15 protein-coding genes are annotated in these 15,477 nt (G+C 39.1%); 13 read left to right on the forward strand and 2 right to left on the reverse strand.

Annotated elements, in window-relative coordinates; all coding sequences use genetic code 11:
* Positions 1-362 precede the first annotated feature (362 nt).
* Entirely contained in the window at positions 363-3,038 is a 2,676-nt protein-coding gene (locus QPX86_RS08315) for a TonB-dependent receptor (protein WP_220754967.1), read from the forward strand.
* A gap of 125 nt (positions 3,039-3,163) precedes the next feature.
* Here QPX86_RS08315 and QPX86_RS08320 read toward each other — a convergent pair whose 3' ends face one another.
* Together QPX86_RS08320 and QPX86_RS08325 are read right to left on the reverse strand one after the other, a co-directional pair.
* Entirely contained in the window at positions 3,164-3,532 is a 369-nt protein-coding gene (locus tag QPX86_RS08320; protein WP_220754968.1) for a TraR/DksA family transcriptional regulator, read from the reverse strand.
* A gap of 154 nt (positions 3,533-3,686) precedes the next feature.
* Complete coding sequence (locus QPX86_RS08325; RefSeq protein ID WP_220755004.1) at positions 3,687-4,634, reverse strand: tRNA-dihydrouridine synthase; 948 nt, start codon at positions 4,632-4,634, stop codon at positions 3,687-3,689.
* Between the two features lie 315 nt (positions 4,635-4,949).
* Here QPX86_RS08325 and QPX86_RS08330 point away from each other — a divergent pair, with 315 nt between their 5' ends.
* The 12 genes from QPX86_RS08330 (at position 4,950) to QPX86_RS08385 (ending at position 15,465) form a co-directional block, all read left to right on the forward strand.
* Positions 4,950-5,387: an HvfA family oxazolone/thioamide-modified RiPP metallophore gene (locus tag QPX86_RS08330; RefSeq protein ID WP_285164901.1), complete on the forward strand. Its 438-nt coding sequence runs from the start codon at positions 4,950-4,952 to the stop codon at positions 5,385-5,387.
* Between the two features lie 140 nt (positions 5,388-5,527).
* Positions 5,528-6,367: an HvfB family MNIO-type RiPP peptide maturase gene (locus tag QPX86_RS08335; protein WP_285164902.1), complete on the forward strand. Its 840-nt coding sequence runs from the start codon at positions 5,528-5,530 to the stop codon at positions 6,365-6,367.
* The gene (locus QPX86_RS08340; protein WP_285164903.1) at positions 6,367-7,146 is read left to right on the forward strand and encodes an HvfC family RiPP maturation protein; all 780 of its coding nucleotides are present in this window, start codon (positions 6,367-6,369) and stop codon (positions 7,144-7,146) included. Before QPX86_RS08335 ends, QPX86_RS08340 begins: the two co-directional genes overlap by 1 nt.
* A gap of 318 nt (positions 7,147-7,464) precedes the next feature.
* Complete coding sequence (locus tag QPX86_RS08345) at positions 7,465-7,830, forward strand: YbaN family protein (RefSeq protein ID WP_220754972.1); 366 nt, start codon at positions 7,465-7,467, stop codon at positions 7,828-7,830.
* Positions 7,831-7,988: 158 nt separating this feature from the next.
* The gene (apt, locus tag QPX86_RS08350; protein WP_220754973.1) at positions 7,989-8,540 is read left to right on the forward strand and encodes an adenine phosphoribosyltransferase; all 552 of its coding nucleotides are present in this window, start codon (positions 7,989-7,991) and stop codon (positions 8,538-8,540) included.
* Between the two features lie 369 nt (positions 8,541-8,909).
* Entirely contained in the window at positions 8,910-11,690 is a 2,781-nt protein-coding gene (dnaX, locus tag QPX86_RS08355) for a DNA polymerase III subunit gamma/tau (protein ID WP_285164904.1), read from the forward strand.
* A gap of 130 nt (positions 11,691-11,820) precedes the next feature.
* Positions 11,821-12,150 (forward strand): YbaB/EbfC family nucleoid-associated protein, encoded by a 330-nt coding sequence (locus tag QPX86_RS08360; RefSeq protein ID WP_153916128.1) that lies wholly within the window; start codon positions 11,821-11,823, stop codon positions 12,148-12,150.
* A gap of 201 nt (positions 12,151-12,351) precedes the next feature.
* Positions 12,352-12,837 (forward strand): DUF7000 family protein, encoded by a 486-nt coding sequence (locus tag QPX86_RS08365; protein WP_285164905.1) that lies wholly within the window; start codon positions 12,352-12,354, stop codon positions 12,835-12,837.
* Positions 12,838-12,918: 81 nt separating this feature from the next.
* Positions 12,919-13,272 (forward strand): hypothetical protein, encoded by a 354-nt coding sequence (locus QPX86_RS08370; protein ID WP_285164906.1) that lies wholly within the window; start codon positions 12,919-12,921, stop codon positions 13,270-13,272.
* A gap of 79 nt (positions 13,273-13,351) precedes the next feature.
* Positions 13,352-13,732 carry a hypothetical protein gene (locus tag QPX86_RS08375; RefSeq protein ID WP_220754977.1) on the forward strand — a complete coding sequence of 127 codons (381 nt, stop codon included), beginning with the start codon at positions 13,352-13,354 and terminating at the stop codon, positions 13,730-13,732.
* A 171-nt stretch (positions 13,733-13,903) separates the two neighbouring features.
* Complete coding sequence (locus QPX86_RS08380; protein WP_285164907.1) at positions 13,904-14,293, forward strand: DUF1801 domain-containing protein; 390 nt, start codon at positions 13,904-13,906, stop codon at positions 14,291-14,293.
* 251 nt (positions 14,294-14,544) lie between these two features.
* Entirely contained in the window at positions 14,545-15,465 is a 921-nt protein-coding gene (locus QPX86_RS08385) for a DMT family transporter (RefSeq protein WP_285164908.1), read from the forward strand.
* Positions 15,466-15,477 lie beyond the last annotated feature (12 nt).

Raw genomic sequence — 15,477 nt, forward strand, 5'->3', positions numbered from 1 at the left:
TTTGTACATTGTCAGTTTTTTCTAGGTTATTTCTGCTTATTTTTTACAATTGTTTCAGTATGTTGTTTGGTTTTAACTGGCTAGTGACAGTTGTGGCAGGTTGTATCATTGAGTCTTATTTTGGGTGTGGTTCTTTTGTGTTTATTTAACCTTATGATTTTAATGGTTATTGGTTTTTCTAGTGTGATATTGGTCTCGCTAAAGTGTATCAGTTTGTACACTCCTGGTTAAATTTATGTGTTGCTTGTTGAATGATTTGCGTTGATTTAACAGTATCGAGTTGAGGTTATTAACTTCGGTTTAACTAAATAAAACAATAAAAAGTCAATATGTTAGCAAAACTAACATCCAGGGAGATTTACATGAGTTCATTAACGTTAACAGCTAAGGCGATTCGTCGCAGTATTCTAGCTGCGACAGCAGCATCGGTTGCTTTTTCAGGTGTAGCATTTGCTGAAGAAGTAGAAAAAGTAGAGCGTATTGAGGTTACAGGTTCACGTATTAAGCAAGTGGATATGGAAACGTCTTCGCCTGTTACCGTATTAAGTGCCGCAGATATTGCACTTACAGGTGAAAAAACAGTTGCTGATGTACTTAACAACTCATCTATTAACGCATTCGGTTCATGGCGTGGTACGTCTGGCTATGGTTCAGGTGCAAGTGCTACGAGCTCAATTAACATGCGTGGCCTTGGGTCACAAGCTACATTAGTATTACTTGATGGTCGCCGTATGCCTGGTACTAGTTCAAGTTCTGGATCTACAGCGGATACGTCACAAATACCAATCGCTATTGTAGAACGTATTGAAATTTTACGTGATGGTGCTTCAGCTGTTTATGGTTCTGATGCAGTAGCTGGTGTAATCAACATCATCACTAAAAAAGAATTTGAAGGTGTGCAATTAGATTACAGTGTTGAAATGCCTGATGTTGAAGGTGGTGACGCAACTCGTTTCTCTATTGCAACTGGTTACAACACAGATAAAGGTAACATCACTTTCACATACGAGTACTATGATACCAAAGCTGTAATGGATCGTGATATTTGGAATATGGATGATGATTCTTACGGTGATTATAGTTCATTCAGTTCAGTACCAAATGGTTATTACAACACTGGTAAAGTAGATGAAAATGGTGATGACATTTATGACTTCTACTCAAACTCTGAAATGTGTGATGAAACAGAAAATGTTGTAAACGGTACAGATGGCAATAACAATGGTCGTTGTTATTACAGTTATGGTGAAGTGACCAAACTTTTCGGTGATATGACGCGTAACTCGTTCATGACTAACTTTAGTTATGACATTACTGACGACATTCAATTCCGTGGTCGTGGTTCTGCATCATTAAGTGAAACTAACACTCGTTATGCTGGTACACCTGTTTCTACTAACTATCCAGTTATGTCTGCTGATAATGCCTATAACCCAACTGGCGAAGACATGACAGTATATATGCGTTCTGTGCAAATCGGTGAGCGTGATACCTTAACTGAAACCAATAACTACGATATGTTAGGTGGTTTTGTTGGATTCGCTGATATCGGCAACGGTATCGATTGGGAAATCAATGCTCAATATTCAGGCTCAACAACTAACTCATTTAATTACAATTTGATTAATGATGACATTATTCAAAGCGAAATCGATACTGGTAATTACGATATCTTCAACACCAGTGGTTTGAGCTATGATGAGTGGGATCAATCGATGACTGCACTTTATAGCGCAGCAAATCATACCGGTGTTTACCAAGGTAAATTCGATAGTACTCAGATTGATGGTTTAGCTTCTACAACATTTATTGATAATGACAACTTCACACTTGCTATGCTAGTTGGTGCTGAATATGAAATGATCAACTTTAAGCAAACTTCAGACCCAGAATCAGCAGCAGGTATTATCTCAGGTGGTTCAGGTGGTGATGATGTCGATGCTGAGCGTGACCGTACTGCTGCATATACAGAAATCCAAATGGGCTTACCAGCTAATATCGATGTTTCGCTAGCTGTTCGCTACGAGCGTTATGAGCAAGAGGGTTCGTTAACTGGTGCTACTGGTGTAGTGACTAACTCTTCAACATTTGATGCTGTTGTACCTAAGATTGGTGTGAGCTGGCGTCCAGTTGACAGCTTATTAGTCCGTGCAAGTTATGGTGATTCATTCCGAGCGCCTAATATGGGCGAGATGTTCTCATCTCAGTCGTTAAGCTTTGAAACTGCATATGACTCAGTATGGTGTGAAGAAAACAACGGTTCAGATGCTAACTACTGTGCTACAGGTAACCAGCATAAAACATGGTTTGGCGGTAACCCAGACTTAGAAGCTGAAGAAGGTAACTCGCTAACATTAGGTGCTGTTTGGAATGTCACAGATGCTTGGAGTGTTGAGCTTTCTTACTACGACATTACTTACGACAACAAGATTGAAGCAGTAAGTGCTACAGATGTTATTCGTGATGAAAAACTTAACGGCAGTTCAGACTTCGTCACTCGTGGAGCTGATGGTAAAATTGAATACATAGAAAGTGGCTACATCAATATGTCTTCTGTTGTAACCAGTGGTTTAGATTTTGCCACATCATATAATTTAGAAACTGGTTTCGGTGACTTTAACTTCAAAGTCGATATGACACACGTATTAGAATTTGAAGAGCAAGCTGATTCAGAATCTATTGCAATCGATTACGCAGGTATTCAGGATTACCCACAATGGCGTGGTAATTTAGCAGCAGCTTGGTACTACAACGACTTTAACGCTGCTTGGACTACTGTGTACATTGGTAGTCAATCAGGTCAATACTGGCGTGATCTAGGCTATGATTATATTACAGATACACCTGATTACTTTAAACATAATATCCAATTTGGTTATTCTCACGATTGGAATGGTTCTATCACAGTAGGTATCAATAACGTATTTGATGAAGAAGCACCAACTTGGTACGACTTCTCAGGCTACCGTGACGTGAATACTGACTTGTATGATGTACTAGGTCGTACTTACTACCTACGTATCAATCAAAAATTCTAAAGTGAAATTTAGCTAATAAAAACCTCCGCGAGTCGGAGGTTTTTTTATGGATGATACTCATCAAATAGTTGATTATTGAAAGTCAAAAGCTAAAAAGAAGGGAGATTAATAAAGGGCTAAGAAAATTAGTGGCTTAAGCGAAGTTCTTGACGGTGTTCTTGGCGGTGTTTTTCTCCACACTTGGCGCAACGTTGTTCTGTCGGATCGGCAGCTAATCTTTGTGCTTCAATTTCAGACTCACAATCAGAACATAAACCGTATAGGCCAAGTTCAAGCTGACAAAGGGCTGCATCGAGGCGAGTCAGTTGAGCAAATAAAGGGATGTCAGTTAGCTTTTGGGCACTCATTAGCTCAATGAGTTCAGTCAAGCTCATATTAAAGTGAATTTGAGCCGCACTATTAACATTCACCTGCTGGTTAAGTTGATGCACTAACTCATATTTAAGTTGTGCTTCTTTTTGCATTAATGTCTGTTGTATCTCTTCAATGCTCACAAAAGGGCCTAATTTTTAATCTCTTTACTGGGTATATTAGTCTAACGCTAATCAATTCTATTGTTATGATGGAGATCAAACCTATGCTTCATTTTAGTGAACTAACATTAAGGTTTGTTTATATTGAATCTAAACAATAAATTCGCAAATTCAATTAATGGCTATTTTGTTTATAGGCTTTTTCTAAAATTTTCACTATATCATCTGTCGTTTTCATTACTCTTAACTCTCTGAACAATATGTCAGCTTCAGGGTATTGCTTATTAAGATAGGTAAACCATTGTTTCACTCGAGCTGGATAGTAATCAGCTTTTTTACCAATAAGCTGTTTTTGGGTATAGCTCAGCAGTAAACTTAACGTTTGCGACCAGGTATAAGGCGCAACACCATCTTTGATGGTTGCGGCTAAATTAGGCAGCGACATGGCGCCGCGTCCAAGCATAATATTGTCACAGCCTGTGACTTCCATGCAGCGTTTAGCATCTTCAGCACTCCAAATTTCACCATTGGCAATCACAGGAATAGGTAGGCGTTCACGCACTTCGGTGATGTACTCCCAATAAGCTGGCGGTTTATAACCGTCCACTTTACTGCGGGCATGAATTGCAAGTTCTGTGGCGCCAGCTTCATATACAGCTAATGCATTTTCCATGAACAATGATTTGTCTTCAAAACCGAGTCGGATTTTAGCTGTTACGGGTTGCTCTGCAGGTACAGCATCACGCATGGCTTTTACAATGTCGTGAATGGTGTCAGGGTATTGCAGTAATACAGCGCCACCGTTACTGCGGTTGACCATTTTAGCTGGGCAGCCAAAGTTAGCATCAACCCCTTGTGAGCCCAATTCAACGGCACGTTGGGCATTTTCAGCCATCACACTTGGATGTTGTCCTAGTAATTGAATACGAACAGGTGTGCCTGATGCTGTAAAACCACCGTTATGGAGTTCAGGGCACAGTTTGTAGTACACCTTTTCTGGTAGTAATTGACTTATCACCCGGACAAATTCAGTGACGACTAAATCATAGGAATTAATTTCAGATAAAATTTCTCGCATCAAATCATCAATGACGCCTTCCATTGGAGCTAATACTACGCGCACGGCTGAACCTGTTGTAAATAAAAGGAGCGCCATTTTAGCGACTTTCGTTTTTTATACAAATTCATTTCGAAACAGTAAATAAACTTTAAAACGGCTTTGGTGAAATATTAATCTTAAATATCAGCTTGATAGATTGTTTTTTTACACTATGATTACAATTGAAATGAACTCTCTAGCAAGAAATTTTAAAAATATTTATGACTTAGATCAATTTTTGTGAAATAAAAGTAAACAGTTGTAGGTCTAATCAATTGTAAGCCAGCACTGTTAGCTGTTGGTCATCATTATAAAAGTTTAAATATAAGGAAGAATATTATGAACTCAGTAAAACAAACAACAGTAGCAATGGCTTTAGGCGCGGTAGTATTAACGGCTGGTGTATCAACTTCAGTTGAAGCTAACCCATTTGGTTTTGAGCAAATGAGTGCAGGTTACCAACTTGATGGCGGTGATGAAAAAGCCAAAGAAGGCAAGTGCGGTGAAGGTAAGTGCGGCGGCGACATGAAAAAAGCCAAAGAAGGTAAATGTGGCGAAGGCAAGTGCGGCGGCGACATGAAAGCCAAAGAAGGCAAGTGTGGCGAAGGTAAATGCGGCGGCGACATGAAAGCCAAAGAAGGTAAGTGTGGTGAAGGTAAATGCGGCGGTGACATGAAAAAAGCTGCAGAAGGTAAGTGCGGTGAAGGCAAGTGCGGTGGCGACAAGAAAGCTAAAGAAGGTAAGTGTGGTGAAGGTAAATGTGGTGGTGCTAAGTAATTTTTTTACTAGCATATAAACTTTACATCCATAACATTTTTTACCCCATTGAATGTTTAATGTGAATGTAAAGTACGTCATGATAAGGCCTGTTATGCAGGCCTTTTTAATTGATAAAAAGTAACAAACGGAGTGTTGTAATGACAGAGCAAGCTAAAGTTGGACTGGGTTTACGCCGAGAGATGCTTGATGAGTTTTGTCAGCAGGTACCAGATGAGATTAACTTCTTTGAAGTGGCACCAGAAAACTGGATGACTTTAGGTGGGAAATTTGGCAAACAGTTTAGACAGTTAACCGAACGGCATGAGTTTTTTTGTCATGGTTTATCACTCTCAATTGGTAGTCCTGAAAAGCTTGATACCGAGTTTGTTAAAAACATCAAAGCCTTTCTCGATTTACACCAGATTAATATTTATTCAGAACATCTAAGTTATTGCTCTGGTAACGGTCATATGTATGATTTGATGCCTATTCCATTCACGGAAGAGGCGGTCAATTACGTGGCTAAGCGTATTAAACAAGTTGAAGATATTCTTGAGAGGCCATTCATACTTGAAAACGTGTCTTTTTACGCCGCTCCAGGTGCGCAAATGAATGAACAGCAGTTTGTTAATGCTGTTTTAACGGAAGCTGACTGTAAATTGCTTTTAGATGTTAATAACATCTATGTCAATTCAATTAACCACCAATATAATGCTGCTGAGTTTTTGACATCAATGCCAACTGAGCGCATCGAGTACATGCATATAGCAGGGCATTACGAAGAAACTTCCGAGCTAATGGTGGATACTCACGGCGCGGATGTGATTGATCCAGTTTGGGCATTATTGCAACAAAGCTATCAGCAACACGGTGTGTTTCCAACCTTGTTAGAACGAGATTTTAATATCCCTAAAACGCCAGAGCTATTGCTGGAAATTAATCAAATTCATCAATATCAGCAGCAAACGTTAGCCTCGTCAAAAGCAAGGAGTGCTTAATGAATTTTATTGACACTCAGCAATCATTTATGGACTACATTCGAGATCCTAGTCGGCCGTTACCTGATGGTATGACTTTAGAGCGAATGACGGTATATCGAGAACTATTTTTTAATAATATAAATGGTTTTGTATCGGGTGCTTTTCCAGTATTAAAGTCTCTATATACAGATGAAGCCTGGCTCAAGCTTATTCAACAGTTTTTTGTCCGCTTTGATTGTAAAACACCAATTTTTATAGAAATTTCTCAAGAGTTTATCGCGTTTTTACAAACTCAATATCAAACTGTGGATTATGACCCGCCATTTATGATTGAACTGGCGCATTACGAATGGCTTGAGTTATATATCGCTACTGTTTTTGATAATGAAAAAGAACAATCAATAACCACCAAAATGCTCACCGAGTTGCCATTATCACTGTCAGTAAAAGCCACTGTCACTCAGTATAATTATGATGTGCAACATATTAGTGTTAATTATCAGCCAACAGAACCAAGTGAGCAGCCTTATAGCTTTTGTGTCTATCGTGACGAGGCTGATGAAGTTATATTTTTACAGTTGAACCCGCTAACAGCGCAAGTATTAGGGTTTATCTGCCAATCACAAGCTTGTTATCTGAGTGATATTATCGTTTGGCTGCAAACATCTTATCCTCAAATGAGTGCTGAAACCTTGTCAAATGGCTGCTTACAGATGCTCCAACAACTGGCTGAAAAGGGCATTATCTGCACTTTAGCTGATGCACAACAGAACAACTCAAAACACACAGTTATTTAAGGGTTTTTATTGACCATCTTTTTACTTACAATAGCGCGAATTTTGTGATCTAGTTCACGCTGCCAGAAGGTGGTTAACATTACTCTTAGGAATCAAATAACATGAGTCAGCCGTTTAAAGACCCATTTAACATTTTGTATTTTATTGGTTTTATCCTTGTTTTGCTGTTACCAACATTACCAGCTTCTATTTCAGCGTTGAGACTTGCAGGCTTAATTTAACTGTTAATCTCAGTTATTATACTGGGCTATTTTTAATAGCATCGGTTATCCAAAAACCATTCTATTGAATGGTTTTTTTGATTTGGCATGGAGTGATATGTCGTTAAAGCGCGGCTTTTTTGTAATTGTAGGTTTAACCAGCGTAACATTAGGTACCATTGGTATTGTGGTGCCGCTGTTGCCAACAGTGCCTTTTATATTACTGGCAGCGTATTGTTTCGCACGATCCAGTGACAGGTTACATCATTGGTTGATGACCCATCCATGGTTTTCTCAAGGTTTAAACGATTGGCAAAACAAACGGTCGATCAATAAGAAGTTAAAGCGTAAAGCGATGATAATGACCACGCTGAGCTTTGTAATCAGTATCGCAATAGTGCCATTATTTTGGGTACAGATAATGTTAGTTTGTATGTTATGTGTACTACTGATTTTTATGTGGCAGATCCCAGAGTTAGACTAAAAGTTGCTAGTATTTTGCTCGTTAGTTGCAACTCACTTAAAACATGCTTACTATCAGCCAAATCGAGTGATATGCCAGATACTATTTTTGCAATTTCAGTTTAATGAGTATTGCCAATCTGGCTATTAATCCATTCCTTTTTAAATAGACTACACAATATGACTATGAATCCAGCAAGTTTAGCGTTAATCAAAGATAGCATTAAAGCCATTCCTGATTATCCCATTCCAGGCATTATGTTCCGCGATGTGACCAGCTTATTAGAAGATGCTGAAGCTTATAAAGCTACTATCGCTTTATTCGTTGAACATTATAAGTCGCTTGGATTCACAAAAGTTGTAGGAACTGAAGCCCGAGGTTTTCTATTCGGTGCGCCATTAGCACTTGAATTAGGTATTGGTTTTGTACCAGTACGTAAGCCAGGCAAGTTACCTAGAAAAACAATTGCGCAAACTTACGATCTTGAATACGGCAAAGACACCTTAGAAATTCACGTTGATGCCATAAAACCAGGTGACAAAGTATTAGTGGTTGATGACTTACTAGCAACTGGCGGAACAATTGAAGCGACAGTTAAGTTAATTCGTGAACTTGGCGGCGATGTTGCTCATGCGGCATTTGTTATTTCATTGCCTGATATTGGCGGCGAGAAACGTATTGAAGCCTTAGGGATCGACATTTTGACCTTGTGTGAGTTTGAAGGCGAGTAATTTGATATCCTAGATAAGGCAAATAAGGGCAGTGCTAAAATGGAGACCATTTAGCGCTGCTTTTTTATGTCTGTTATATAGCTCTGCCACCTATTTATACCATTCTTGGTAACGTTTGCATTGGTATGTAAAGGTTTATAATACTTAATCGGAATATAGCGATTAACTTAGTCTAAATCTTCGCCAAACCCGCCCGACAAATGGCGTATCTATTGTGTATGCATAGCGCGTCAATCTGTTGCATGTTATTGTTAATTTTTATTTTCGGATACTGACTTTAGATACCGTTTTTAGATACCATATCTTACATACCGTATTTATTACAGTGACTATAATTTATCCCGTTTTATATAAAGCTTGGGGAATTCCATGTCTTATCAGGTGTTAGCCCGTAAGTGGCGCCCTGCAAAATTTGAAGAAATGGTAGGGCAGTCACATGTCTTATTGGCTCTTACAAATGCATTAACTCAGCAGCGCTTACATCATGCATATTTATTTACTGGCACTCGAGGTGTCGGTAAAACTAGTTTAGCTCGGCTATTTGCCAAGGGGCTTAATTGTGAGCAAGGCGTAACCTCTACGCCCTGTGGGGTGTGCTCGAGTTGTGTTGAAATTGCCCAAGGTCGATTTGTTGACTTAATCGAAGTCGATGCCGCGTCGCGTACCAAAGTGGATGACACCCGTGAGTTGCTCGACAATGTCCAGTACAAGCCTTCACGCGGTCGCTTTAAAGTGTACCTTATCGATGAAGTTCACATGCTATCGCGCAGTAGTTTTAATGCCTTGCTTAAAACACTTGAAGAGCCACCTGAGCATGTGAAGTTCTTATTGGCGACGACAGATCCACAAAAATTGCCAGTAACAGTGTTGTCTCGCTGTTTACAATTTAATTTAAAAAGCCTTTCCCAAGATGAAATATCTAAACAATTAGACTTCATCTTGACTCAAGAGCAACTTGAATACGAACCCCAAGCTCTTTCTTTATTGGCAAAGGCTGCTAACGGCAGTATGCGTGATGCGTTAAGTTTAACGGATCAAGCCATTGCATTTGGAAGTGGTCAAGTCATGCATCAGCAAGTGCAGACTATGTTAGGCAGTATTGACGCCCAACAAGTTATCGCACTTTTAAAAGCCCTGTGTGATGCAGACGTTGCTAATTTAATGGTAACAATTCAGCAAGTATTGAGCTTTGGCGCTGATGCCGATGAAGTGCTGCGAAGTTTACTCGAGTTACTCCACCAAATTACCTTAGGCCAGTTTGCTCCAGCTGCCGCGCAGCAATCACTTTACAGCGAGCAAATTCTAGCTTTCGCTGAGCAACTAACCCCCGAGCAAGTACAGCTTTATTACCAGTTGTTACTCACTGGTCGAAAAGAGCTGGCATTTGCCCCTGATCCTAAATCAGGGTTAGAAATGGCATTACTAAGAGCTATTGCCTTTGTGCCAGAAAAGCCTGTTAAACGTTGGCACACAGATGATGCTGCGCAAGTGTCATTACCTGCTGCGCCAAGTGCAGAAGCTATTGCTGAAGCTGTTTCAACGTCAGAGCTAAAACCAGAAGCTCAAGAAGTTAAACATACTGAATTAGAGCCAGAATCTAACCTAGAGCCTAAACTAGAGGCTCAATCAGACGAAGCTCTTGCTGCTGAACAAGCAATACTATTAAGCCAAGCAAGTAGCTTAGGTTTTAATGCTAATTCAGAACCAGAGCAGGAAACAGAGCTTGCAACTAAACAAAAAGCTGTATCAGTCACAGAGCAAAAATTAACGCAGTCAAACACTGAAACAGCACCTGCTGAAGCGCAAGTACCCCCCCCTACAGCTGACGATGATAAGCCGCAATCTACTGCGCAGTCTTTAACAGAGCCTGAAATTAAACCTGAACATAAAACAGGACCTTTAAATCAGCCTCAAGCGCAGTCAAATGACAGTGATGGCATGCCAATGGATGCTTATGAGCAATTTGCCCAAGCAAGTGAAGAAGGCTCAATGGATGATTATCAACACGATGATATGAATTCATTTTCAGCCTCTTCGTTTGATGATAGCCAGTTGATGGTAAGTCATTCAACTAATAACGCGCCGCAAACTCAAGTCAATGAGACTAAAGCTGCGCCAGAGCCAACTGCAGAAGAAGCGGCGGACTTAGATGCGCTGCTTGATGCTGTACTGGCGACCAATGATTCATTAAAAGCTGATTTAACAACACTTGCCACAGAAGGTGAACAAGTAAAAAAGCAACAGGCGGCAGCGAATCCTAGTATTAAGGTACCCGCACCACGCAGTAAAATTGCCGCAGAAGGAAATGCACAAACTGAATCAAACCAGCAATCAAACTCGCATTCAGAAGATCATTCATCTAACGCGACTTCTGCCGAAACAGATGAAGTTAAAAATGGGAATGATAGAGCGCCTTGGAATAAGCCTGAAGGTGCTGTCGAGCCACCAATGGCTCAAGCTCAGATAACTAAAGAGCAATTATTAACTAAAGCTGAATCAACTGAGCAAGTCGATACAGCTTCAGTTAAGACAGAGACTGTATCATCTTCATTATCGAATGATGCCACAAATAACATAGTGGATAGTAACGAAGTTAATGCTAGTGAACAGAGTGATGCCTTAGCTCCATCACAAACAACTCCATCACAAACACCTCTGTCGCAAGTGGCGCCATCAACAGCAATTGCTGTCAGTGGTGAACATGAAATATCAGGTGATGAGCTAGACTTACATTGGTACAAGGTGATGGCATCATTGAACATTGGTGGCCGAGTAAGGCAATTGGCAGTCAATTCTGTTTGCCAGCGATTGGAAAACCCAATTCCATTATTATTAAAGCCAGATCAGAAACATTTGGCTGCTGATGTGGCGATTGAGCAACTTCAAATCGCTTTATCTGAACATTTAGGTGAACCAACAACAGTATCAATTACAGTTGGTTTAGACAGAAAACATGAAACACCGCTAGAATTAAGAAAAAGATTCCATCGTGAGTTATTAGCTAATGCAAATTACTCTTTAATTAATGATGACAAAGTACAATGGATGTTCACACGATTAGCTGCACAGTTAAATCCTGATACCTTGGTGTATCCAGCAGAGAAGTTACAGGCTATTGGCCAACAAATTCCTGCTTTAGTCGCACAATAATTGCGCGAAAGCGCTAGCGGCTTCAAAAGTTTGATAGCAATAAACTGAGATTTATTGCCAATTTATTTTTTTTCAGTAAGATTAGCCCCACTTTGGCTGCTTGCTAATAACCTAATTAAGAGAAAAGACTATGTTTGGAAAAGGCGGTATGGGCAACTTAATGAAACAAGCCCAACAAATGCAAGACAAAATGGCTAAAATGCAAGAAGAAATCGCTCAGTCAGAAATGACTGGTGAAGCGGGTGCAGGTTTAGTTAAAGTGACCATGACAGGTGCACACAACATCCGCAAAGTTGATATCGACCCAAGCTTAATGGAAGACGACAAAGAGATGTTGGAAGATCTTATCGCTGCAGCATTCAACGACGCAGCTCGTCGCATCGAAGAAAATCAAAAAGCTAAAATGGCAGAAGTGACTGGTGGTATGCAATTACCTCCTGGAATGAAAATGCCATTCTAAGACTACAAGTATCTAGCTAAGCAATATGCAGAGTTAGAAGCTCGTTAAGTTTAAATGAAAGCCCAAGTCATCGACTTGGGCTTTTTTGTGGGCGACGATTGACTTAATATTTCGTTTTGTTATGCCATTTGTTGATGAAATTTCCCTTTGGTATATGGTTAACTCATGCAAGGAAAATAGCTGCTAATTCTGCGAGTAATTATGAAAAATTTAAATGACATTGTTGCAGTTTACCAAAATGAGCTTCGTAAGGGAGACATAATCGTTGCATATAACCAGTTAGTTAAACTTATGATGAATACCAGAACGGAGCTTGCAAAAGAGCTAGGGCATCAATATTCGTTTGCAACAATCCTTCATGGTTATATGGATTACACGTATTTCTATTACACCAATGATTTTTTAAAGAGTAAAAAGCTTAAGCTAGGTCTTGTACTTAATCACTTAGAGATGAGGTTCGAGGTTTGGTTGTTGGGTAATACCATCCCAATCCAAAAAGAATATTGGAACTTGTTAAAATCTACCAAGTGGAACAAATATAAAACTGAAATGCCTCAATATTCAATAATTGAGGCTGTAATAATCGCTAAACCTGATTTTAATAATTTAACGTTACTGTCTCACCATATTCATCAGAATATGATACAAGTATCTGATGAAATCATAGAGTTACTTGAAAATACTTAATATGAAATCAATAACAAAGTGAACAGTATTGAGCTCATACAGCATTATCATTGAACTAAGGTTATTAGCTAAGGAAGGCTTATGGTTAACTTAACGGTATTTAATGTAATTAAGTGTTTATCGATTTTATCTCTTTTGGCAATGACTTGGCGTTTTTGGGGAAGTGGGGTTACTGCAACTATTCTAATGATGCTCCCATATGCGGTGGTTTATTTATTATCGAATAAAAATACTTATTCCACTTCGTTAAAAACGACTTGCAGAGCTTTAGCTGGCTTTTTTGTTTCAATACTGGCGATAGGTTTATTGTTTGGGATTGACCCAGATCCTCAAGCTGGAATAGGTGTTATGTTTGGTGTCAGTCTCCAATATGGGGTTATCTTTATCTCTGAAGCTATTATTGGCATGGCTGCTATGTATGAAAAAAACAAATAAAAAAGCAGGCATTGAGAGTATGATAAGTAACGCTATAAATCATGCTTCTTCTCTATAGTTTAACGAGGTAACAGTGATAATGTCGGTTAAAAAACATTTTCAATTGTTAGTCTATAGCTTTATTACTTGGCTGAGTTTTTACTTAATTGGCTTACCTGATTACTATCAACAATGGTATTTAGAAGCTAAACTAATTATCGTGCCTTTGGTGACACTGGCTTACTTTCCTGTTACTCGCTATACCCTTAATAAAATGTGGGACGACAACAAGCATTTTGTAAACTCGTGCTGGCTCGCTTTTTATCTCACCCTTCCATTGTTCATTTATGATTATTTATTGCTAGCGCTATATAAAGATCTCGGTATTCAGTTTGTTTACCCATACTGGTATTTAACATTCTTTTACTTCTCTTTTTGGATCCAGTTTCCATACATAGGTTGGAAAATGGAGCATAGCTGATGTTTGTCTTTTGTTAGATAAAAGTAGTTTTTGAAACTCCCTTAGCTTGATGTTCAAGAAGTTATTTTGTACTAAAGTTAATTTATGCATCAGTTAATAAATGCATCCGCAAAAATATACTTTGTTAGTTATGGCTTTGTATTACTAACCATCATTATAAAAGGAGTTTAAATGACTGAGGTTGAACAATTCCTGTCGAATATTGACAAGGAAACAAGAAAATCAGACGCTCACACTTTACTGACTATCTTGGAAGAAGTATCAGGATACAAACCGTATTTAACTGGCAGTATTATTGGTTTTGGCCAATATCATTATCGATATGAAAGTGGCCGAGAAGGAGACTCACCAGTCATTGGTTTTTCGCCCAGAAAACAAAACTTAGTGGTCTATATTATGCCAGGTTTTAATGAGTTTGAGAGCTTACTTAAAAACCTTGGCAAGTATAAGTTAGGTAAATCGTGTCTATATATTAATAAGTTATCTGATTTAAACTTAGATGTGTTTAAAGACATCGCTCGCTTGTCAGTACAATACATGCAGCAAAAGTATCAATGTTGAGCAAAAGGGCAGAAAAGAAGGGTAGAACGGAAAGGTAGAACTGGAAGTGCAGAAAGAAGGCTAGAAAATGAGGATAGAAAGCTTAACAAGCCAGAGATGGCTTTTATATTCTCACAACGGCTGCAGGTACAAAAAAATACGTAGAAAGAATCAACAAAAAGTATATACAAAAAATAACTACAAAAAGTAACTACATTTCATTATATATCTTCAGTAGATGGCGAGAGAATTAAGTTGAAATATCATCCCTTATGAAAACCCTTGTTTATACCCTGTTAGCATTACTCGCGTTTGCGGGAAACTCCATTTTATGTCGAGTCGCACTGGGAAACGATCTTATCGATCCTGCAAGCTTTACAGCAATTCGGTTATTGTCAGGAGTAGTGGTGTTAATTGTTATTTTGCAATTGGCAAATTGGCGACAAGTCAATTCTACTGACGAGGAAAAGTTACGAAGCAGTCGCCATTCAACTGCAGGTTTTAAATCATACCATCCTCAAGCTCTCTCTAAAGGTAGTTGGAAAGCCGCCTTGATGCTATTTATTTATGCAATTACCTTCTCATACGCTTATACCTCCCTAGATACAGGAACTGGTGCGCTAATTTTATTTGGTACAGTCCAAATGACTATGATTGTTGGCGGGGCAATGTCAGGTCAAAAACTGCATTTTGCTGAGTGGTTTGGTGTCATGATTGCCTTTGCAGGTTTTGTTTACTTAGTCATGCCAGGCGCGAGTGCACCTTCAATATCTGGTTTTGTATTGATGGCGGCATCTGGTGTTGCTTGGGGCTTATATACCCTTGAAGGTAAGCGGTCTCGCGAACCTATTAGCGATACCAGTTTTAACTTTATCCGCACTTTGCCACTGGTGTTCATTTTATCGATGGCAACTATCTCGTTTTCGACAATAACACCTACAGGAGTTTTATTAGCGATAATCTCTGGCGGCCTCGCATCGGCTGTGGGTTATGTCATTTGGTATACAGCATTAGCTGGATTATCTGGAATTCAAGCTGGTGTGGTGCAATTACTGGTACCAGTTATAGCGGCCGTTGGCGGGGTGATATTTGCTGATGAAGTGTTTACTTTAAGCTTAGCTATATCATCATTGGTGATTTTGAGCGGGATTATGACTGTGCTTTTAGGTAAATACTATTTCAATAAGCGTTAGTTTTTAAACATT

It is taken from the genome of Shewanella goraebulensis (genome assembly GCF_030252245.1).
Lineage (GTDB): Bacteria > Pseudomonadota > Gammaproteobacteria > Enterobacterales > Shewanellaceae > Shewanella > Shewanella goraebulensis.